This window comes from Lysobacter sp. HA18 (assembly GCF_054057595.1).
In genome coordinates this window covers 448,267-468,644 of record NZ_JBSRZL010000001.1, presented here as the reverse complement: position 1 = coordinate 468,644, position 20,378 = coordinate 448,267, and the positions used below count along the sequence as shown (strand labels likewise).

The 20,378-nt window shown below is 65.0% G+C and carries 21 protein-coding genes; all 21 read right to left on the bottom strand.

Features of this window, described 5'->3' with window-relative positions; translation table 11 throughout:
* Positions 1-3: 3 nt before the first annotated feature.
* Positions 4-1,380 (bottom strand): M17 family metallopeptidase, encoded by a 1,377-nt coding sequence (locus tag ACVWWW_RS02235; protein WP_027084062.1) that lies wholly within the window; start codon positions 1,378-1,380, stop codon positions 4-6.
* On the bottom strand, positions 1,377-2,093 hold the full coding sequence (locus tag ACVWWW_RS02230) for an HAD family hydrolase (RefSeq protein ID WP_027084063.1): 717 nt from the start codon (positions 2,091-2,093) through the stop codon (positions 1,377-1,379). The genes ACVWWW_RS02235 and ACVWWW_RS02230 overlap by 4 nt, the downstream gene beginning before the upstream one ends.
* Positions 2,094-2,128: 35 nt before the next feature.
* A complete protein-coding gene (locus ACVWWW_RS02225; RefSeq protein WP_027084064.1) occupies positions 2,129-3,532 on the bottom strand; it encodes an ATP-binding protein in 1,404 nt (467 codons plus the stop codon).
* A 203-nt stretch (positions 3,533-3,735) separates the two neighbouring features.
* Positions 3,736-4,419 (bottom strand): response regulator transcription factor, encoded by a 684-nt coding sequence (locus tag ACVWWW_RS02220; protein WP_027084065.1) that lies wholly within the window; start codon positions 4,417-4,419, stop codon positions 3,736-3,738.
* 126 nt (positions 4,420-4,545) lie between these two features.
* Positions 4,546-4,878: a hypothetical protein gene (locus tag ACVWWW_RS02215; protein WP_051235619.1), complete on the bottom strand. Its 333-nt coding sequence runs from the start codon at positions 4,876-4,878 to the stop codon at positions 4,546-4,548.
* A gap of 110 nt (positions 4,879-4,988) precedes the next feature.
* Positions 4,989-5,912 (bottom strand): arginine deiminase-related protein, encoded by a 924-nt coding sequence (locus ACVWWW_RS02210; protein WP_027084067.1) that lies wholly within the window; start codon positions 5,910-5,912, stop codon positions 4,989-4,991.
* On the bottom strand, positions 5,909-6,913 hold the full coding sequence (dusA, locus tag ACVWWW_RS02205; RefSeq protein ID WP_027084068.1) for a tRNA dihydrouridine(20/20a) synthase DusA: 1,005 nt from the start codon (positions 6,911-6,913) through the stop codon (positions 5,909-5,911). Before dusA ends, ACVWWW_RS02210 begins: the two co-directional genes overlap by 4 nt.
* Positions 6,914-7,128: 215 nt before the next feature.
* Complete coding sequence (locus ACVWWW_RS02200) at positions 7,129-7,602, bottom strand: DUF4189 domain-containing protein (RefSeq protein WP_196804432.1); 474 nt, start codon at positions 7,600-7,602, stop codon at positions 7,129-7,131.
* A 34-nt stretch (positions 7,603-7,636) separates the two neighbouring features.
* The gene (locus ACVWWW_RS02195; RefSeq protein ID WP_027084069.1) at positions 7,637-8,740 is read right to left on the bottom strand and encodes a type IV secretion system protein; all 1,104 of its coding nucleotides are present in this window, start codon (positions 8,738-8,740) and stop codon (positions 7,637-7,639) included.
* Positions 8,741-8,786: 46 nt separating this feature from the next.
* Positions 8,787-9,560 (bottom strand): hypothetical protein, encoded by a 774-nt coding sequence (locus ACVWWW_RS02190; RefSeq protein WP_027084070.1) that lies wholly within the window; start codon positions 9,558-9,560, stop codon positions 8,787-8,789.
* A gap of 25 nt (positions 9,561-9,585) precedes the next feature.
* Positions 9,586-12,051, bottom strand: coding sequence for a VirB4 family type IV secretion/conjugal transfer ATPase (locus tag ACVWWW_RS02185; protein ID WP_027084071.1), 2,466 nt, complete (start codon positions 12,049-12,051; stop codon positions 9,586-9,588).
* Positions 12,052-12,123: 72 nt separating this feature from the next.
* Positions 12,124-12,438, bottom strand: coding sequence for a VirB3 family type IV secretion system protein (locus tag ACVWWW_RS02180; RefSeq protein ID WP_027084072.1), 315 nt, complete (start codon positions 12,436-12,438; stop codon positions 12,124-12,126).
* An 18-nt stretch (positions 12,439-12,456) separates the two neighbouring features.
* The gene (locus ACVWWW_RS02175; protein ID WP_051235625.1) at positions 12,457-12,771 is read right to left on the bottom strand and encodes a TrbC/VirB2 family protein; all 315 of its coding nucleotides are present in this window, start codon (positions 12,769-12,771) and stop codon (positions 12,457-12,459) included.
* 45 nt (positions 12,772-12,816) lie between these two features.
* The gene (locus tag ACVWWW_RS02170) at positions 12,817-13,587 is read right to left on the bottom strand and encodes a lytic transglycosylase domain-containing protein (protein ID WP_027084073.1); all 771 of its coding nucleotides are present in this window, start codon (positions 13,585-13,587) and stop codon (positions 12,817-12,819) included.
* Positions 13,588-13,771: 184 nt separating this feature from the next.
* Complete coding sequence (gene virB11 / locus ACVWWW_RS02165; protein ID WP_036143299.1) at positions 13,772-14,806, bottom strand: P-type DNA transfer ATPase VirB11; 1,035 nt, start codon at positions 14,804-14,806, stop codon at positions 13,772-13,774.
* 10 nt (positions 14,807-14,816) lie between these two features.
* Positions 14,817-16,061: a TrbI/VirB10 family protein gene (locus ACVWWW_RS02160; protein WP_036143301.1), complete on the bottom strand. Its 1,245-nt coding sequence runs from the start codon at positions 16,059-16,061 to the stop codon at positions 14,817-14,819.
* Positions 16,058-16,783, bottom strand: coding sequence for a TrbG/VirB9 family P-type conjugative transfer protein (locus tag ACVWWW_RS02155; RefSeq protein ID WP_456998737.1), 726 nt, complete (start codon positions 16,781-16,783; stop codon positions 16,058-16,060). The genes ACVWWW_RS02160 and ACVWWW_RS02155 overlap by 4 nt, the downstream gene beginning before the upstream one ends.
* A gap of 32 nt (positions 16,784-16,815) precedes the next feature.
* Positions 16,816-17,712 (bottom strand): type IV secretion system protein, encoded by an 897-nt coding sequence (locus ACVWWW_RS02150; protein WP_027084077.1) that lies wholly within the window; start codon positions 17,710-17,712, stop codon positions 16,816-16,818.
* Positions 17,709-18,152 carry a hypothetical protein gene (locus ACVWWW_RS02145; RefSeq protein WP_027084078.1) on the bottom strand — a complete coding sequence of 148 codons (444 nt, stop codon included), beginning with the start codon at positions 18,150-18,152 and terminating at the stop codon, positions 17,709-17,711. Before ACVWWW_RS02145 ends, ACVWWW_RS02150 begins: the two co-directional genes overlap by 4 nt.
* Before the next feature lie 220 nt (positions 18,153-18,372).
* A complete protein-coding gene (locus tag ACVWWW_RS02140) occupies positions 18,373-20,085 on the bottom strand; it encodes a type IV secretory system conjugative DNA transfer family protein (protein WP_051235630.1) in 1,713 nt (570 codons plus the stop codon).
* Positions 20,082-20,297: a hypothetical protein gene (locus ACVWWW_RS02135; protein WP_027084079.1), complete on the bottom strand. Its 216-nt coding sequence runs from the start codon at positions 20,295-20,297 to the stop codon at positions 20,082-20,084. The genes ACVWWW_RS02140 and ACVWWW_RS02135 overlap by 4 nt, the downstream gene beginning before the upstream one ends.
* Between the last annotated feature and the right edge of the window lie 81 nt (positions 20,298-20,378).

The following is a 20,378-nucleotide window of genomic DNA, read 5'->3' as shown; positions in this document are numbered from 1 at the left end:
GCGTCAGAGCGTCGCGAACGACTTCAACATCGCGTACACCGCGCGCAGCCCCTGCGCTTCACCACCGACGGGACGCCCCGGACGTTCGGCGTCGTTCCACGCATAGGTGTCCATGTGCAGCCATGGCTGCTTCTCAGGCACGAAGCGTTCGAGGTAAAGCGCGGCAGTGACGCTGCCGGCCATTCGCGACGGGCCGCTGTTGGCGAAGTCCGCCACGGTGCTGGTGAGGTAACGCCAGTACGGGCGCCACAGCGGCATGCGCCACAGCGGGTCGCGCGTTTCGTTGCTCGCCTGCAGCAGCTCGACGGCGCGCGCTTCGTCATTGGCGTAGAGCGCGGGAAGATCGGGACCGAGCGCGACACGTGCAGCACCGGTAAGCGTCGCGAAATCGATCAGAAGCTTCGGTGAGTCTTCCGCCGCGTGTGTCAGCGCATCACCGAGGATGAGTCGACCTTCCGCGTCGGTATTGTCGATCTCGACATGCAGGCCCATGCGCGTCGCAATGACTTCGCCCGGACGCAGCGCATCCGGTCCGATCGCGTTCTCCACCGCCGGCACCAGCAGCGAGATGCGCAACGGCAGGCGACGCGCCATCACGAGTTCGGCCAAGGCGATCGCGTGCGCCGCGCCGCCCATGTCCTTCTTCATGTTGCGCATGCCATCGCCGGTCTTGATGTTCAGGCCGCCGGTGTCGAAGCAGACGCCCTTGCCGACGATGGCGACATGCGGATGCGCGGCGTCGCCCCAGTCGAGGCGGATCAGGCGCGGTGCGCGATGCGAAGCGCGGCCTACGGCATGGATCGCCGGGAAGTTCTGGTCGATCAGATCATCGCCGCTGACGACCTTGATCTTCGCGCCATGCATTTCCGCGATCTCACAGACGGTGCGTTCGAGCTCGTCCGGGCCCATATGCTGCGTCGGCGTATTGACGAGGTCGCGCACGCGAACGCAGGCCGCGATGACGTCGCGCACTTCATCCGCCAGCGTGTCGACGACGAGCTGCGCCGGTGCACGAAGCGGCGCGCGATAGCGGCCGAAGTGATAGCTGCCGAGACCCCAACCGATCTGCAGTGCGTTGCGCTCCGCGTCGTCGAGCGACGTCGCGAGCGTCCAGTCGCGTGCGGGCAACATGCGCGGGCCGTGTGCATAGGCGAAGGGATCGACCGCATCACCGATCGCGAGTAGCGCGGAGTCCGCACCGCCGTTCGCATCAGGGACGACCAGCACGGTGCCGGGCGACGCATCGAAACCCTGCGCGTCCGCCCATGCCTGCGCGGCCGGCGACAGCGCATCGCGCCACTGCGGCGTGCGCACGCGGTCGACAACGTGCAGCGGACGCGCGCTGTCGGATGAGGCGACGAAGCCGGTCGGCGGGCTCATGCGGCGTGGTGCTCCGTTGCGAGGTGCGCGTCGAGCCACTCGGCCAGCGCGGCAAGATCGGTGAAATGAAGGTCAGGACGCAGATCATCGCGCGGCCACTCTTCGTCGCGACGATCGATCCAGCACGTGCGCAGGCCCGCGCGTGCGGCACCAACCACATCGAGTTCGATGTCATCGCCGACATGCAGGACATGCTGCGGCTCGACACCGAGACGCTCGCAGGCTTCGAGATAGATGCTCGGCGTCGGCTTGGCTGCACCGTGTTCGCGCGCACCCAGCTGGAAGCGGAACAGCGGCATCAGGCCGATACGCGCCAGACAGGCGTTGCCGTTACTCACGGACGCCAGCGGCACGCGCGCGGCGAGACGTTCGAGCGCGTCCATCGTGTCCGGGTAGTGTTCGACTTCGCAACGCGCGGCGAAGTAGGCCTCGAAAGCATCGTGCACTAGCGCGGGATCTTCGCCGGCCTCGGCGAACATGCGTTCGAGCATCCACTGGCGCTGCGCCGTCATGTCGTGCGCCATCTCCGGTCGCTCGGCGTCGATCTGCAGGCGCAGCGGCTGGCGCAGCTCAAGTGGCCACTTCGCGGCGACGCGCGGTGCATGCGTCGCGAGCCATGCGTCCAGCGCCGCTTCGGCGCGGTCGATGGCGGGCGCGATCGGCCAGAGGGTGTCGTCGAGATCGAGGGTGATGGCACGGATGCGGAACGTCATTCACCGATTCTAGCGGGGCGGCGCGGACGATCCCGTCAGAGACCGGGCGGCAGTCGCACTTCGAAGCGCGCGCCGCCGAGTTCCGTCGACTTGCCCACCTCGAGATCGCCGCGATACGCGCGCACCAGGTCCTGCACGATGGCGAGGCCGATGCCATGGCCGTGCACGCGCTCATCGCCACGCACGCCGCGCTGCAGCACCAGCGCGACCTTGTCCGGCGGGATGCCCGGGCCATCATCGTCGACCGCAATCAGCAGGCCCGGCCGGCGGTTCTGGTCGCACGGCGTGGGCGTGATCGTCAGCAGCACGCGCGACTTCGCCCACTTGAACGCGTTCTCCAGCAGGTTGCCGAGCAGTTCCTGCAGATCCCCCGGCTCCCCGTAGAACTGCAGGCCTTCGCCCAGCTCGAATTCGCAGAGCACGCCCTTCGACGAATAGACCTTCTCGAGGCTGGTGACGATCTGCTCGGCGTGCGGCTCGATCGCGATCGGCGCGGCGAACAATGCATGCCCACGACTGGCCGCACGCGCGAGCTGGTACGACACGATGTCGGTCATGCGCTGCACCTGCGCGCGCACTTCGATGCGCATGGCGTCGACGTCGTCCTGCGAGTCTTCGAGGCGCGCGTGCAGAACGGCGAGCGGCGTCTTCAGCGAATGCGCGAGATCGGCGAGCGTATTGCGCTGGCGATCGAGGTTCTCGCGTTCGCTTTCGATAAAGGCGTTGATGGAATCGGTGAGCGGTTCGAGCTCGCGCGGATGGCGCTCGCTCATGCGCACCGCCTGCCCGCGCTGCACGCGCTTGAGTTCGTCGATGACCTTGCGCATCGGCAACAGGCTCCAGCGCAGGATCACGCCCTGCAGCAGCAACAACACGAGGCCGGCACCACCGAGATAACGCCACAGGGCCGCGCGGAACACCTGTACCTGCTCGCTGAGCGCGCTCGTGTCTTCGTAGACGTAGATCGTGTACGGGAATTCGGCTGCCCGGTTCGCGTCGTCGTTCGACCAGATCAGCCCGAGCCCGTAGCGATAGACTTCGCCCGCGTGCCCGTCGATCTCCCGCATCGGCAGCGGGCCTTCGAAGCGACGCATGCGTTGCGGCAGCAGGGGCGCGGGCGGCAGCCCCGGGCCTTGCGCGGACTCCGAGTCCCAGTGTCCGTTCGGGAACACGACCTCGGCATAGAGACCGCTACCAGGACGACTGAAGCGCGCATCCGACAAAGAATCCGGCCCGACGAACGTGCCGTCGCGTGCAAATTCACCGTCACGCGCAAGCGAAAGCGCATAACTCTCGAGTCGTTCGCGGAGGTTGTCGCGCGCGGTCTTCAGGAAGGCGCGATCAAGCGCGTAACCCGCGAGCGCGAGGAACGCGACAAGGAACAGGCTCGCCGCCAGCAACTGGCGTGTCTGCAACGAGCGCGGCTGTCCGATCCTCATTCAGAGATCATGCGCGAAGGTCGTTCGTTGAACCACTGCAGCGCGATTCGCGTACAGCGCGAATTGCGACAGGCGAAGACGATGTCGATAGCTCCGGCGCGCGGGGGTTTCAGCGCCGGAGGATGGACATGGCGCAACGCATTCGGCGACACATCCGGGATGGCGCGACGACCGCGGTGCGGTCGTGGCCATGATGTTTTCGCTTACTCGCCGCTGCGCGGAATCGCGAAGCGATAGCCGCGACCGCGAACGGTTTCGATCGGCTTGAGCGAGCCGTCGGGATCGAGCTTCTTGCGCAGTCGACCGATGAAGACTTCGAGCACGTTGGAGTCGCGATCGAAATCCTGCTGATAGATGTGTTCGGTGAGGTCGGCCTTCGAGACCAGCTCGCCCGCATGCATCATCAGGTACTCGAGCACCTTGTACTCGTAGCTCGTCAGGTCGACGTTGCTGCCATTGATGGTGACCGTCTGCGCGGCGAGGTCGAGCACGACCGGGCCGCATTCGAGCTGCGGCTTGCTCCAGCCCGCGGCGCGGCGGACCAGCGCGTTGATGCGCGCGAGCAGTTCCTCGACATGGAACGGCTTGACCAGGTAGTCGTCGGCGCCCTGCTTCAGGCCCTCGACCTTGTCCTGCCAGCTGGAGCGGGCGGTCAGGATCAGGACGGGGAATTTCTTGCCTTCCTCGCGCAGGGCGCGGATCAGCTCCATGCCGGACATCTTGGGCAGGCCGAGGTCGATGATGCCGACGTCGAACGGCACTTCGCGGCCCATGTAGAGGCCTTCCTCGCCGTCCTGGGCCGCGTCGACCGCGAATCCTTCGCGCCGCAAACGGGCGGCCAGGGTTTCGCGGAGGGGGGCTTCGTCTTCGACCAGCAGGATTCGCATGTTCCAGGCTCCGGGACAGGGGGACGGTGCGGCAGGGCCGCCCGGCTGTTCAGGTAGCTTAGTCGTTGCGGCCGTCGTCACCGCGTGTACGGTCGCCGCTGTTCAGCGAGCGGCGGTACTGGCGTCTCAATCCCGGGGCGGACGGCCCTGTGGATGCGGGTCTTCGGTGATCACGCGGACCCGTCCCGTCTGGTCGAGGACCTTGATGCGATTGATGTCGCGGCCGTCGAACGGGACGCGCTCGGCGCTCAGGATCTCGCCGCCTGTCGCCCGCTCGACACGGCGGACCGATTCGGCGAGCGAACGCTCTTCCGGTCGGCTCTCGTGAGGCATGCCACCGGCGACGCCCAGACGCGGCATCTCCGGCGGTGGCGCACCACGGCCGCCCGGCGGACCCGCGAGGGCGCTGCCGGAAGCGAGCAGAAGCGCAGCGATGAGGATGGAGCGACCGTAGGGCATGACGCGACTCGAAACGGCGATGCGGCGCCGTGGTGCGGGGCAGATGATCGAAGCGAAGCAGTGAATCCGCTCTGAACTTTTCAGCTAACGCGCTGTCGCGGTTCAGTTCCTCAGAATATCTCGGCGACACAACAACGCAACGAACCGCCAGCAGCCTCGATCGCATCGAGAGGCACACTGTGCACCGAAAAGCCTGCATCCGCGAGCGCGGCGCGCGTCGACGGACGCAGCGATGCATCGGCACTGCCGCTCATCCATACGCGCTGCGGATCGAGCGCGATGGCATTGCCCGCGAAGCGCGACGCTTCGGCGGACGAAAGCTCGATCGCATGCGGCGCGCACAACGACGCAATGGCGTGCGCGTCTTCGACGTCTGCGAAGCCTTTCGGTGCGTAGATGACGGCGCGCCCGGCAAGAACCGCGAGCACGACATTGGTGTGGTACTCGCCCGGCGCGAGATCGAACATGAAGGTCGCACGCAGGCCGAAAGCCTCGTGCATACGGCGCGCGCCTTCTTCGTCGCAACGTTCGGACAGGCCCGCGAATCCGATCCCGCGCGCACGATCGATCGCAAGTGCACCGGTGAGTTCGCAGGCGTGCGGCTGCGCGGAAAGGTCGATCGGCGAGTAGCCCATCGTGTCGACGAAGAAGTCGCGAATGTCTGCACGTTCGGCTTCGCGCTGACGCACTGGATGACGCATGCGTCCGATGATGAAACGCGTTTCGTTACCGACGCGCGCGGTCGCGAACACGTTGTTGGGAAAGGTCGCGTCGGGCGTCGCCGCATCGCCGGGGAATGCGATTACCGGAACCGACACCGACAATGCCGACTGCAGCGCACGGTGTTGGCGCAGAGCCGCATCGGCGTCGAACTGCGCGGCGTCGGCCATGTAGCGGTTGTCGGACGCGGACTGCTCGGCACGCGAGAAGCCTTCGGGCGTGACGAGGAACGCGGCACGAGCCGTCGCTGGCCCGGCATCGGGCGCGCATCGCGAAGCGGCGTCGAGGAAATGCGCACGATCGCGGGTGATCACGTGATGCGCCTCAGCCAATCGGGCCGCGTGCACGCGAGCGCGGCTTCGACGAGCTCGAGGTCGGCACCGGGCCGGTGCGAGCCTTCACTGAGCACCTGCCGGAATGCGCGACCGCCGCGCTCGCCGAGGAACAGACCGAGCAGATGTCGCGTCATGTGCTTGAGCGCGACGCCGCGGTCGAGCTGTCGCTGCATGTACGGGAGGTAGTCGAGAAGAAGCGACTCGCGAGTGCGCGCCTCGCTGCCGGTCATCCGTGCATCAACGCGATGCAGGACATAAGGATCGTGATACGCGGCGCGACCGAGCATGACGCCATCGGCATGCGACAGATGCTCGAGGCTGTCGTCGACACCCGCAATTCCGCCGTTGACGATGATGCCGAGTTCGGAGCGCAGTGCTTTGAGCCGATACGCCCACTCATAACGGAGCGGCGGAACCTCGCGATTCTCCTTCGGCGACAGGCCTTTCAACCACGCGTTGCGTGCGTGCACGACGAAGGTTTTGCAACCGGCCTTCGCGACGGTATCGACGAAGGCGAGGAATACGTCGAAGTCGTTGTCGTCATCGACGCCGAGGCGACACTTCACCGTGACCGGAACGTCGGGACGCGCGCTCGCACACACCGCATCGTTCATCGCGGCGACGCAATCGGCGACGAGCGCGGGCTCGCGCATCAGGCAGGCACCGAAACGCCCGGCCTGCACACGGTCGGACGGGCAGCCGCAATTGAGGTTGACCTCGTCGAAGCCCCATTCGGCCGCAATGCGCGACGCTTCGCCAAGCAACTGCGGATCGCTTCCACCGAGCTGCAGCGCGACGGGATGTTCAGTCGGATCCATCGCCAGCAATTTCGCGCGGTCACCGTGGATCACCGCGTTGGCGTGGACCATTTCCGTGTAGAGCAACGCCGACGGCGCGAGTACACGATGGAACGCCCGACAGTGCGTGTCGGTCCAGTCCATCATGGGGGCTACGGAGAGGGGGGGAACGAGGGTGTTCACGAGGGACTGCGCAGCCGCGATGGCGACGCCTGACGCGCGTCGAAATCCATTGTAGAACCAGCAAGGCCACGCCTGGTCGATAGCCGCCTTCAACAGTGCGTCAATGGACGCCCAAAGACGCGATGTTCCGCCTTGGGTGAGCGCCGCCGCGAATGGGACAGCGTTGCTCGTCGCCTGACCGTTTCGCCTCGCGTCTCACCGCTCGGCGCTTGCGCTCAGTAGGCGTGGAACACGGGCAGCGCGCACTCAGAGTAGAAGATTTTGCAGCCTTTTCCGGTCGCGGCGCATGTCGCCATCGCCGATTGTTCCGCCATTTCAGGGGTACTTCCGCCGGCGGCCGCAGCCTTGCCACCACCGGTTGCCCACGCTAGGGCGCCGCACTGATCTTCGAATACGATCAGCTTTTTGCAGGCGGAACCTCCACCCGAGCGACATTGCGCGAACGCCTCGTCGAGCGCCTCCCGTGCAGTCGACTTTTTGATGGCGGTACCCACATCCCCGCTTACCGCATCAGTCACGATCGCGCCCCACTGGTCAATCCAGTAGCCCGACGGCTGCGGAGGCGGCATTGGACGCGCGGGCGCGACGTAATACGGAGACGCCGCGTCGGACGGCGGCAAGCACGAAGGATTATTTGCCTCCGGGATTCCCGACGGACAGTTCTGCGCCGACGCCATTGGCGAGGCCATCACTAGCGCCGCGAATAAGAAACTCCGATACATGCTAGACCTCAAAATTGGACGCGCCACGTGCTCCTGGAGTCGGCCTGTCAGGGATGTGCATGCGAGGCTGCATAGTGCGAAGAGTATCGCCCGATGCACCGCCGACCGGACTACGAGCCGGCGCGGATGGAGCATACGTCGGAATGTAGTTCGGAGAGCCCGGCGGCGCGCCGTTACCTGAATATCCGGCACGCTGGAACGCGCTCGTGTAGTTGAACTGCCCTAGCGTGCCCTGGAAAAACGAAGCCGCCATCGGCGGTGCACTGATGATCAGCGCGGTGAGAATCAGGCCGAGACCTCCCTGCTGCATCGCCTGACTGGTCATGCCGTCGCTGAAGTTCGTTTTCGTAAGTATTCCGATCAGCGCCGCGCCCCAAAAGGAGCTGGCAACACGTACGACCATTTCAAGGGCGATCGACACCATCGCGCTCAGTACCGCCATCGAAAACATGGTTCCGATGCCGTAGTACAGCCATCGCCCGAACAGCGGCTTGGTCTGGTCGAACAGCAGGCACAGGATGAACAGCGGACCGAAGCCGATGAACAGCGCCAGTGCAACTTCGTTGAGCAGCAGCATGGTGCCGCCGACGATGGCCGGGCCGCCAGTTCCGATACCCACCATGTAGAGCGCGCGCGTCTTCTGTGCGTCGAGGGTCGGATCACTTGCGACGTCGAGCACGTCGATGCTCGACAACGCGATCTGCATCCACGCGAGGTTGCGGTCGATCGCCTCTTCCGGCGACGACGAGGACCCCGTCACCACGTGATTGATCTCGTTCTTGACGTCTTCCGTCAGGAACTTGTCCATCTTGGTGCCGAACATCGCCATCGAGGTCGCGATGCTGAGGATCAGCGTCGCTTTCAGCGAGTTCATGACGAGCGCCATCATCGACTCGCGCGACTGCCCGGTCACGATGCGGAAACCCTGGATCAGGATCCACAGCGTGAGCAGGGTCAGCGCGATCATGCCAACCCAGCTCATCGCGCGCGCCATCAGGTCGATGCCGAACTTATGAATCGCGTCGCGCAGGTAGCCGAGGATCAACCGGTAGAAGACGAAGTCCCCGATCGAATCTACCCGCGGCGTCAGCCAGTTCAGCCCCATCTACTGTTACTCCTTGTCCTTCTGCGGACCTGCGTCCCGCACATCCTCAATGGATCTTGAGGGCTGCTTCCAGTGTTGCTGTGTGGACCATGGTTCCGATCGGATCGTTCCCGCCCTTCAGCGCGGCCGCCGTGAGCGTCCGTTGCATGTCGTCGAGCGCGGCGATCTGGTTGTCGTACATCTGGACCTTGGTGGAATAGTTCTGGTAGATCGCGCTCAGCCTGACACTCGTCGCAGTAGCGTCGTTGACGCTGGTCTGCACTCCGCCCTGCGTTTCGCCGCCGGCGTCCTGACGCGATGCCATCTCGTTGAGTTCCGCCTGGGTCTCGGCCTTGACGCGTGTCAGGAAGTCGATCGTCTCGTTGAACTTCTGATTGCGTGCCACTTGGCGAAGCTGACAGATCGTCCGCTGCTGCCCGACGATGTCGCCGTTGGGGTCCAACTGGAAGACACTTAGGAGGCGGCGAAGATCGAGTCCGCCGTGGGAGCCGTCACACACCACGTCCACCATGAAGTCGTCGTCGCGCTTGTTCAGTGGCTGGGTACCACTGAACGACAACGTCGACACCATGCGCTGGAGCTTGATGAGCTGCTGGCGGTAGTGGCTCATCACTTCCTGATAGTGAGCGGCGTCCGTCGCCATGCCCTGCAGTTCTTTCGCGTACTGCGCGATGTCGTTGAACTGCGACTGCAGCGCCGTAATGATCGCGCTGATGTCGACGACCGGTATTCCGGTCGCACGTGCATCGTTCGATGCGACGCCTGTGCCGAGGGCTACAGCGAGAACAACCGATGCAATGTGCTGGTAAGTCTTCTTCATCACGGATTCCTTTCCTTGGCGAGGTTTAGGCGACTTGGGCCTTCGGGCGGGTCGCCGACGCAACACGCGACTTGCCCGAACCCTTGCGGCATTCGTAGAACGTGGTGAGCCACTGCTCCGGCGTCAGGCGGTCGACGCTGACGCCATGGCGCTCGGCCTCGTGGGCGAGCACCTCGTGCATGACTTCGATGTTGTCGGTCGACGCCGAGATCACGGCGAGGGCGTCGTCCATGCCGCGCAGGTTGAGTTGGCAGACGCTGGCGGCGTGGCCCTGCTTGACCAGGAAGCAGCGCGAACGCTCGTCGAGGTTCACGACGACTTGATATTCGGACTCGGTCAGCTTCAGGCCGTCGACGTAATCCTCGCGGCTCGCGTTCGGGTTCGGCAGCAGCACCATCGTGGCGGTCTGCTCGATGAGCGCGGCCGCGATGTCGCTGGCCAGCGCGTCCTCGGGGCTTTGCGTAGCGAAGATGCCCAAACCGTTCTGCTTTCGGATCGTCTTCTGCTTGTTCTTGGCGAACTCCTTGAGCCCGCCCTTGCCGTCGAGGATCTTCCAGAACTCGTCCATCACGTAGATCAGCGGACGCCCGTCGATCAGGGCTTCCAGCCGGTGCAGGAGGTAGTTGATGACCGGTACGCGGACTTCCGGGTTGTCGATGATGTCGGTGTAGTCGAAGCCGATGATGTTCGCCTTCGCGAGGTCGATCGTGTCGTCGGCGTTGTCGAACACCCAACCCAGCGAGTTGCCGGCGGTCCACTTGCGCATGCGCGCGAACAGGCCGTCGTCGCCCATGTTGGGCAGGCTCTTCTGGAAGTTGGTCATGGTGCGCAGGCGCACCGGCGTGTCGAGGATGTTCTCGACCGCGCGGAAGATGTCTTCCTCCTCGCGCGAGGTGTAGAGCGTCTTGCCGGCGAGCACCTTCACCAGGTCGGCGAGGAACTGTACGTTCGCTTCGCTGCGCTCGCACTGGAACGGGTTGAAGCCGGTCGGCCGCCCGTTCTCGAGCGCCAGGTAATTGCCGCCGCACGCGCGCACGAAGATCTCGGCGCCGCGGTCCTTGTCGAAGAAAAAGATGGTTGGCGACGGTTCGAGCTTCTGCACCTGGCTCAGTAGGAAGTTGATCAGCGCGGTCTTGCCGGTACCGGACTTGCCGATGACCATCGTATTGCCGATCGCCTTCTCGCCCAGCGAATTCTCGCCCGGGTGCGTGGCATGGAAATTGAAGTAGTACGGCTGGCCGTTGGTGGTCTGCAGCGTCGTGACGCAATCGCCCCAGGGATTGTTCTCTTTCTTGCCGGACGCGAAGTTGTGCAGCGGCGCGAGGCCCAGAAAGTTCAGCGAGCTGACGTTCGCGATGCGCGTGCGGTATTTCCAGTTGCCCGGCAGCTGCGAATAGAACGACGGTACGACGGCGAGATCTTCCTTCGCCGACACGAAGCCGGCGTTCGAAAGCTCCGCGCGGCCAGTCGCGATGTTCTGCGACAGCTTTTCCTGCGAGTCGGCGAACAGCGACATCGTGAAGTGGTATTCGCCGAGCACGAAGTTGCCGGAGGCGAGCTGGTCCATCGCCTGGTCGAGCTCGATGATCTGGCTGACGGCCTTGTCGCCCGACGAAATCATCATGCCCTTGGTGCGGTCGAGCACCTTCAGCGCATCCTGCCGGCCCATCGGGCTGAAGGAGTGCGTGATGACGTATTCGAAATCGAGATACTTCAGGCGATTGAGGATGCCCGGGTAGGTACCGTCGGTGTATTCCTTGATGTTGAGGATTGCGCCGAACTGGTTCGAGCCCGACGGCGACGTCACGACGAAGTCGCCCGTCTTGCCCGAAAACATGTGGCGGCTGACCGGCAGGTAGCTGTGCACCGGCGCGTCGAGCACGGGCACCGGCTCGTCGATGCGATTGATCAGGTAGCCGAAGAACTCCAGCGTCTCGGAGAACACGACGCCGTTCGCCGCCTCGTACATGCCGAGACGGTACGGCGCGTAGTCCTTGAGCACGGCTTCGAGGTTGCCCGCGAGCTCGAGCAGCTTCGCGATCGCCTCGTCCTGCTGCGCCTGCAACTGGCGCACGTCAGTGGACTTCTCCACGAACTTCTTACCGGTCACCACGGGCCGATAGATCATCGTGAGGTACAGCTCGTTCGCCATTATCTTCTGCGACGAGAGCGACTCGAAGTACGCGTCCGACAGCTGCTGGTTGAAGCGCTGGTTGAAGCTGCTGCGCTGCTTGATGCGACGACGACGACGGACGTCGTGCACCCAGAAGGCGAGATTGACGAAGTCCGGCGCGCGCAGCGTCTGCAGCATCCGGTTGAACGTGTTGTGCCGATGCTCGAGCTCCCATTCCTCGCGCCCTACGAAGGGCAGCCCTTCGAGATGCCAGGTCATGAGGTAGTCGCCGCCCGTGGTTTTCACCACGGTCGGGGAGACATGGGTCGACAGCGGGATGAAGTCGCTGATCGGAGTGTCTGGCGTGAACGTCGTCATGGAATTCGGTCAACCGGAAAACATCGGCGACGCGCGGTTGCGCGTCGCCGCGGGGATCGATGAGGGAGCGCCTCAGCGGTCCGGGGACTTCCTGCGCGGGTCGCGATACAGGTTCGGCGTGAACACCCACATGCCGTCGTGCACGTCGAGGTTGCGGACCTTCATGCGCACCTGCAGGCGGAGGCCGAGCAGGCGGAAGATCATCTCGTCGCGTCGGGCCATCTGCCGCATGATGAAAATCACCACCGGCAGAAGCACGAGGAAAAACATGTTGGTGTAGAACGACAGCAGGATCACGGTGCCCGCGCCGATGAAGAACGGCACGTACGGCACGCCCATGAACATGGGCGGCCGCGTGCAGCCGCGGAAAAGAACGTTCTTCTGCATGGCCGCAACCTCGGTCGATCAGGTCCCGCCGATCAGCATCTTCGCGACCTGCGTCGCTGCGCCGATCAGGAAGCCGCCGATCAGGATCGGCGCGACGTCGGCGATGCGTTTGTGCGCGAATGCGATCTGGTAGCCGGCGAAGATCACTGCGATCGTCACAACGGAAACCGACGCCACGTTCAATAGCCCGTTAATGTTGTCAAAAAACTTTTTCGTGGTGCCCGTGGTTTCGGTGATATCGCCGCCACCTTCTGCCAAGGCGAGGGCGGGAAGAAACGCTGCGAACGCGATCGCCGAGGAAACGGTGGACTTCAGGGACTTGATCGACTTCATGGGCTTTCCTTGTCGTTGCGGGACGGCGTTGACCGCCGGGGCGGGTTAGAACACGAATGCCGCGTCGCGCGGCGGTGCATCGGGTGTGGGCTTTGTTGCGGGCGCGGCAGGAGCAGACGCGGTGCTCGCGCCCGCGACCAGCGGAGGTGCGCCGTCGGGGCGCAATACGACGACGCTGTCGGCACTGTTTTCCGGTGTCGCGGCCACGGCGTTTGCAGACGACATTGGAGCGGCGGCCGCGGACACCGACGTATTCGGCATGGTCGGCGCGCTCTGCAGCGGCTCGATGCGCGACGGCACGTCGCCGGTTGCGCGCAACGGAAAGGGTGCGGCTGCATGGCGCGACGTCGGGCTGCCGTACACGGCGATCGCGCCCGGTATGCGCGGGTTCGACGCCGCACGCATCGAGGCATAGATCTTCTGGACGTAGCCTTCGCGAAAGCCCGTCACGAAATTGCCGGAGTAGTAGCAACTGAAGGACTTGCCCCAGTCGCGACCGGAGCGCTCATGGCACTCGGCGAGGATGCGCGAGCCAGCACGCAGGTTCGGGCAGGTCTGGAAGGCCTGCTCATAGGAACCGAGCCCGTAGCGCGCCAAGTTGTAGCGATTGACCTGTGCCAGGCCCAGCGAGAAGTTGAAACCGCGGCTTTCGAGCATCCGCACCGTGGCGAGCGCTTCGGGCAGGTTCGCCGGCTGCCGCGCGAGGCGGCCACCGACCACACCGATCGCGTACGGATTGAACGAAGACTCGACGTGGACGACGTGATGCATCACGTCCGCGGGGACCGCGAGGTCCGGACAGCCCATCAGCTCCATGCCAGGCAACACCGTCAGCCCCCCATCCTTGGCGTGCAACGCGCGGCGGGATCGACAGGGCGATTCCATCCGCGCGCGGCGTCCTTGCGCGGCCGTGCCGGTACCAGGCAACGGCGTCGCGAGGATTGACTCACGCGTCCGCGCGCATTGTCAACGCCGCCTGCTGCAGTGGCATGACCGCACGTCATGCGGCCGCCAATCCACGCTGCGGATCGAAATCGATGCCGGTGATGAAGCGTCGTCCGGCATGCGCCTTGATGTGCACGACGATGTCGATCGTCATCATCAGAAGGCGCTTGATCACCGCGAATTCCAGGCCCGAACCTTCGTTCGAGGCCTTCACCATCAGTGCGAGCTGGTCCCAGGTCTGCGCCGTACTGCCGGCATGGCAACTGGTGATCGACCCCGGGTGGCCCGACGCGCAATTGCGGATGAAGTAGAACGACTCGTCGCCGCGCAACTCGGCCAGGATGATGCGGTCGGGCTTCATGCGCAGGCAGGCTTCCATGCAGCTCTTGGCGGTCACGTTGCTCGCGCTTTGCCCGCCCTTCGAATAGAGCAGGTGCACGACGTTCGGCTGGCGGATGAAGAGCTCGCGCGCGTCCTCGATTGTGACGAGGCGCTCTTCGTCCGGGATATGGTTGACCAGCGACTTCATGAAGGTGGTCTTGCCGCTGCCGGTCGCGCCGGCGACGACCACGTTCTTGCGGTAGTGCACGGCGCGGCGGAAGAACTCGGCGTAGTCGCGACGAGCACGCAGGTCGAGCAGTTCGCGATCGTGATCGCTGACCTCGCCCGCCTGTTCGACGATCTGCTCGAAGAAGCCGTCGGCGTCGTATTCCTCGAGCGTCTTCGTGCGGTGCGACGGCAGCCGGATCGTGATCGACACCTTGCCGGCGTCGCAGGCCGGTGGGATCACGAACTGCGCCCGCTGTCCGGTCGGGAACGTCAGCGATACGACGGGATCTGTGTCGGTGATGCGCTGCCCGGTATTGCTCTCGTTGACGACCGCCGTGCAGAACTGGCGTGCGCGTTCGAAGGTGAGCGCCGGTACGTCGTGACGCTGCCAGCCGCCGCGCGACTCGATCCAGATTTCGCCGGGCCGGTTAATGCAGATCTCGGTGACGTCTGACGACGCCATGTGCCCGAGGATGCCGAGCACCTCGTACTGGTACGACAGGAAGTCGTCCGAAACCTGCGCTAACGCGTCGAGCTCCATCGTGGTCGGCTCAGCGGCCGACAACCTCCGTGAAATCGACATCGCGCGCGACGTATACGCTGACCATCGAGCCCTGATTGATCGTCACCGTCGGCGCATGCGACATGCCTTCCTCGGCCGCCTGGTTGGCGAGACGATCGATGGTGTTGGCCGTGTTGCTCTCGTACGGCGACGTCACCACCACGCCCTGGCTGACTGTCGAGCTTTGCGGCCCGTTCTTTGCCGCGGCGTATTTGAAGGTGTCGCTGAGCAGGCTGACCATCAGCGCCGAGGTGATGCGCGACCCCCAGTGCGAATCGACCTGGCCCGGATAGCCTGCGCTGCCGAGCGGGTCGACGCCGGGGCTGATCATGCTGACGTCGTAACCATTCGGCGTGGTGATGCGATCCCAAACCACCTCGATGCGATTACCTTTCGGGCGCGCCTTGTAGCTGCCGTAGATCTTCGAACCGCGATCGAGCAGCAGCGTGCGGCCGTTGATCGAGTACACCGGCTCGGTGAGGATGCACGAGGTGAAGCCGTCGGCCTCGCTGATGACCCGTGTCTCGAGCACGCACCGCAGCAGCGTGCCCCGCACGAGCAGCGTGTCGGGATTGCGTAGCGCACGTGCAACCGTAGGCCGTTTGGCAGCGTCGATCGGCGCTGATTGTTCCCCTGCCTGACCTGCGCCGCCCGACTGGCCGAGCGCTGCCTGAGCCATCGCGAGCGTTTGTGCATACGCGGCGGCCTGCGGATTGGCGGTGTCACCGGCTGTCGCCGTCGAGTCGTTGCCCATGCGACGCTCCAACAGGGTTGGCGTACGGGCGTAGGACCGTGCGGATGGCGTGGCGGGATACGCCATCGACTCCTGCTGTGCGGGCAATGGCGGAAGCGGAGGGGATAGCGCCTCCGGCTGTGTTGACTGCACGGCGATCGGCTCGACGTTCTGCGCGGCCGGCGGCGTCCGCGGCAAGGGCGGCGTCGCGTCGCTCAGCGTGGGGATGCTGACCTGCTCTTCGCTCGGCTTGGTCGCATCGCTCGGCTTCGAACTGCCGCGGAACACGAGCACGGCCATCATCATCAGCAGCAGGATGATGCCGCCCAGGAACAGCAACGCCTTGCGATTGACGCGTTGCTGTTCCGCCGTGCGCAGCGTGGGCGCGCCGGCATCGAGATCCGGCGCGGCGGCCTGCGCGTGCGCACCGAAGTAGGGATTGGCGTCCGCCACCGCGGCGACGGGGTCCTGCTCGTAGGGATTGCTGACGATCTGGCTCACGAGTGCGGATTCCTGCGGATGCCGACGACGTCCTTGCCGTGGCGGATCACGAGATAGCGATAGGTGCCGTGCACGATGATCGTGTTGCCCTGCACCGTCGTGTTGACGATGAACTCGTCACCGTTCTCGGTTTCGCTGCCGAATACCGCCGGGAACGAACCGGTCGGGAACGGCGAGGTGTCGCCGAGCTTGATGTAGGTGAACCGCCCATCGTCGTAGACGCTCGCCGGCACCAGCGCGCGCAGCCGGGTGCGCGTGCGGTAGTCGTAGTCGAAGTGGTAATTGCGCGACGGGTCCAGCGCGACGTCGAGCTCCGGCGCCTTCACTGCGGACTCGGTGCGGAACTTCGCGTCGGTCGGATAGACGAAACGCACCTTGTATTGCACGCCGGCGTTGCGCGCCTGGTCGAGCGCCTTCCAGTCGGTCGCGACCACGCGCAGTTCGATGATGTACGAATGCGTTTCGGTGCGGATCAGCAGGTTGGTGTCGACGTCGACGTTCTTCGGCTTGACGTAGAAGACGTTGTCGCGACGGCTGATATCCCAGCCGCTCGAGAACCCGGTGCTGTAGTCGACGATCGTTTCGCTCGGCGACAGCTCGATCTCGGTGGTGATGCCGAGGCCCGTGCGCACCGCATAGATGCGGTTGTCGGCGTAGTCGTATTCCTGGATCGGCTCGGCCGATGCGCGCGTGGGCGCGGCGCCGGTGGCGACACCGAGCACGGCGGCGAGGACGATCGCGAACGAACGGGGCGTCACGGGCGGGCTCCGGTGGTCGGCTGTGCAGTAGCGCTTGGCGATGCAGCTGGCGTCGCGGCGTCGTTCGTCGGTGCCGTAGCGGGCGCTGCGGTTGCGGCCTGAGCCGACGCTGTCGGCTCACCCATCTCCGGCATCGAAAACGCCGGGATTTCCGGCTCGACCGGCGGCGCTTCGGCGTAATCGTTGTCGACGCGGTAGGTCGTGACCTGGAAGCCGAGCGGGTTCTCGACGCGGTACTTCTCGTCCATCGCAAGGTTCGCCTTGTAGGTGAACGTGAGCGTGGCGATCTTGCTGTCGAGCGGCGCGGTGCGGCCGGTCGACTTGTCGTACAGCGTGCGCTGGAAGCGCACCGTCGCGCCGTTGGGCCTGCCGTTCGCGTCGTTGATCAGCGTAATGCTGAGGATCTTGACGCGGATCGCCGCCTTGTCCCCGTAGGTGTTGTACGGACGTTCCGGATTGTCCTTGCCGTGCAGCGCGGTGTAACCCGCAGCAACGGACGGGGCGGACATCGTGTAGACCGTCGTCCAGTCGCGCAGGCGCATCAGCGCGATGTCATAGGACTCGCGCGCGGTCACGAAGTGCGCGACGTTGCTCTTGTTGACCGCTTCGCTGAGGGTGATGTTGTTCTGGCCCCAGTTGCCGTCGAGCCTCGCGACGGTCGCGGTGCCGGTGTAGGCGTCGGCCATCACCAGGTACGGCACCTTTTCCTTCAGCGGAAGGAAGTAGAAGTAGCCGCCTGCGAGGATCAGCGAGATGGCGCAGGACGTGCCGGCCACCCACCACGCGCGACGCTCACTGCGGCGCGCGCGGTCGGCCAGGCTGACTTCGTAGTTCACGGCGCGGCCGACGGCGTGCTCGACGCGCAGGCTTTCCGAGGCGACACGTGCGCTCATGGCTGGCCCCCGGTGGCGTTCGCGGCAGGCGTCGATGCGACGGCAGCGCGCTTTACGACGATGCGGTTGCCTTCGACGTCGATCGCGACCTGCTGCGCCGCGTACAGCGAGGCGAGCTGCGCGAGCGTCGAACGCAGGTCATCGCCGTGCAGGTCGGCGACGCCGCGATACAGCGTGAAGTCCGAATCGTGCCGGTACTCCAGCTCCATCTTGCTGTCACGCGCCCAGCGTTCGAGCAGGCCCTTGAGCGTGCGGTCGACAGGCGCGGCGTAGTAGACATAAGCCGGCCGCAACGGCAGCGCGATGGATTGCGCGTCGTAATGGTTGACGGGCATCCAGCGGCCCGTGGCCGACGGCGGCGGACGCGTGGCGCAAGCCGCGAGCGAGGCGGTTGCGACCACGACAACGAGGAAACGAACGGATTGCGAAAGCGGATTCACGGCTCACCGGTACGCGTGAACGCATCGCCGGCGCGCAGGCGCGCACGAAGGCGATGACGGGTCGGATGGAACGGCGAGGTGCGCGGATGTGCGGCGTCCTGCCGGCTTGAAACGAGTCCTTGTCGATGTCCCCTGTACTGCTCCATGACCGGCACGCATGGCGTGCCGCATTCGTCCCTGTTCCGGCGTGGGCCGGGCGAAGACCTTGCGTCTTCTGTGACTACGGTACCGAAACGGGATCGCGGGCGTCAACACCGCGTGAAGTCACGATGGCGAGGGCGGGCACCGCGACCTTGGGCAACAGGCGCGCCGTGTAGCGCTTGTCCGTGTAGTACCGGATCTTCTCGCACAGCACCGGATGCGGGATGCCTTCGTACATCACGACCTCGCGTTCCGGGCCGAGCGCCTTCAATTCCTGCGGCAACATCAATGCACGGCGCTCTTCCGATTCGCTGCGCGATACATCACGGCCGCGCGTGACGTTCTGACGTCGCACCGTCGTATAGCCGAGCATCTCGGAGTAGTCGTTCGCGTCCTGCTGTTCGCGCGGCGCGTAGAGGATCTGCAACGCGTGGTTGGTGACCAGCGTGCGCGCGGTTTCGCGGCCGTAGGTGGCGTCGAGCTGCGCCATGCTCTGGATGATGGGCAACAGACGCAGGTTGTAGCCGGCCATGTAGGCGACGGCGCTGGCGATGATCTCGACCTTGCCGATCGACGTGAACTCGTCCATCAGCAGCAGACATTGATGCTTGAGTTCCGGATTGTTCTGCGGCAGCTCGCGCGTGTTGAGGTTGATGAGCTGACTGAAGAACAGGTTGAGGATGAGCCGGCTCTCGGCGAGCTTGTTCGGCTGGATGCCGATGTAGACCGTCATGCGCTTCTTGCGCAGATCCGTCAGCAGGAAATCGTTGGCGCTGGTGGCGGCGTCGAGCACCGGATTCACCCACGGATTCAGCGGCTCCTTGAACGTGCCGAGGATGGACGCGAACGTTTCGTCCGCCTGCGACAACAACGTCGCGAACGCCATGCGCGCGGGCTCGGATAGGAAGCGCTGCCGTGCGAGTGACTGCAGGTAGGCCCGCAGGTTGTCGCCGGTGCCGGAAGACAGGCGATACACCGCGCCGAGCGTCGGCGGCGTCGCGCCGGGAAAACCGCAGTTGGTTTCGTGGTCGTACTTCTCGAACAGGTAGAGCGCGAATGCGAGGAAGGCGTTGCGGCCCTGGCTCACCCAGAACTTCTGCTCGTCGCCGGCATCGGGATACAGCATCGCCGCGATCGCCATGAGGTCGGACACGCGGAATGCCGGGTCGTTCGACACGTAACCGAGCGGATTCCAGCGATGGCTGCGTCGATCCTCGGCGAACGGATTGAACAGGAACACCTCGTGGCCCTGCGACTTGCGCCAGCCCGAAGTGAGATCGAAATTCTCCTGCTTGATGTCGAGGACGACGACCGAATCCTGGTACTCGAGCAGGTTCGGAATCACGATGCCGACGCCCTTGCCCGAGCGCGTGGGCGCGGCGAGGATCGCGAACTGCTGGCCGGGCAGGCGCAGCAGACGACCGCCGTAACGACCGACGACGAGACTGGTCGGGCCGTCTTCGAACAGGCGATGTTTTGCGAGGTCGCCGGCGCGTGCGAAACGCGCATCGCCATGCAGCGATTTCGCAGGGCGGCGCATTACCGCCGCGAGCACGCCGATGTACGCGAGCAGCGGGCCGCCGAAACCGACCCAGCCCGCCGCGCGGATCTTCGCGGCGTACGGCTGCACCTGCGGGAGATCAATCGTGCGCAGGTAATCGACGTAGACGTACCAGTGCGGCAGCGTGGTGTGCAGGCCCAAGAACATCGCGGTGACGCGGCCCGACAGCCAGAGCCCGGCGAGCGCGACGATCACGAAGCCGAGCGACGCGATGATGACGCGGCGGTTCATGCGCGGCTCCGGCGCGGGCGCAGGGCCTGCACGGGCTGATCGAGTTCGGCCATGCGCAGGTCGACCCAGTCGCAGGCGGCCTCGAGCGCGATGTCTTCGTGAAGCCAGGTGCCGGCGGTGTCGACGACGACGTACGAGCGATCGTCGGCGCCCTGCACGTTCGCGATGACGCGATACGGGCCGCGGGCGTAGAGCACGGGTGGGGTATGCATGCGGACCTCCCTTCCGCGAGTCGCGTCCGATCCTGGACGCCGGGTGCCGCAGTGCGGCCGCGGTAGCGTATCAGCCCGCCG

Bases quoted from the DNA above. Each gene is read 5' to 3' on its own strand.
- ACVWWW_RS02235 (WP_027084062.1), bottom strand. From the start codon at position 1,380: ATGAGCCCGCCGACCGGCTTCGTCGCCTCATCCGACAGCGCGCGTCCG.
- ACVWWW_RS02230 (WP_027084063.1), bottom strand. From the start codon at position 2,093: ATGACGTTCCGCATCCGTGCCATCACCCTCGATCTCGACGACACCCTC.
- ACVWWW_RS02225 (WP_027084064.1), bottom strand. From the start codon at position 3,532: ATGAGGATCGGACAGCCGCGCTCGTTGCAGACACGCCAGTTGCTGGCG.
- ACVWWW_RS02220 (WP_027084065.1), bottom strand. From the start codon at position 4,419: ATGCGAATCCTGCTGGTCGAAGACGAAGCCCCCCTCCGCGAAACCCTG.
- ACVWWW_RS02215 (WP_051235619.1), bottom strand. From the start codon at position 4,878: ATGCCCTACGGTCGCTCCATCCTCATCGCTGCGCTTCTGCTCGCTTCC.
- ACVWWW_RS02200 (WP_196804432.1), bottom strand. From the start codon at position 7,602: ATGGCCTCGCCAATGGCGTCGGCGCAGAACTGTCCGTCGGGAATCCCG.
- ACVWWW_RS02195 (WP_027084069.1), bottom strand. From the start codon at position 8,740: ATGGGGCTGAACTGGCTGACGCCGCGGGTAGATTCGATCGGGGACTTC.
- ACVWWW_RS02190 (WP_027084070.1), bottom strand. From the start codon at position 9,560: ATGAAGAAGACTTACCAGCACATTGCATCGGTTGTTCTCGCTGTAGCC.
- ACVWWW_RS02185 (WP_027084071.1), bottom strand. From the start codon at position 12,051: ATGACGACGTTCACGCCAGACACTCCGATCAGCGACTTCATCCCGCTG.
- ACVWWW_RS02180 (WP_027084072.1), bottom strand. From the start codon at position 12,438: ATGCAGAAGAACGTTCTTTTCCGCGGCTGCACGCGGCCGCCCATGTTC.
- ACVWWW_RS02175 (WP_051235625.1), bottom strand. From the start codon at position 12,771: ATGAAGTCGATCAAGTCCCTGAAGTCCACCGTTTCCTCGGCGATCGCG.
- ACVWWW_RS02170 (WP_027084073.1), bottom strand. From the start codon at position 13,587: ATGGAGCTGATGGGCTGTCCGGACCTCGCGGTCCCCGCGGACGTGATG.
- virB11 (WP_036143299.1), bottom strand. From the start codon at position 14,806: ATGGAGCTCGACGCGTTAGCGCAGGTTTCGGACGACTTCCTGTCGTAC.
- ACVWWW_RS02150 (WP_027084077.1), bottom strand. From the start codon at position 17,712: ATGAGCGCACGTGTCGCCTCGGAAAGCCTGCGCGTCGAGCACGCCGTC.
- ACVWWW_RS02140 (WP_051235630.1), bottom strand. From the start codon at position 20,085: ATGAACCGCCGCGTCATCATCGCGTCGCTCGGCTTCGTGATCGTCGCG.
- ACVWWW_RS02135 (WP_027084079.1), bottom strand. From the start codon at position 20,297: ATGCATACCCCACCCGTGCTCTACGCCCGCGGCCCGTATCGCGTCATC.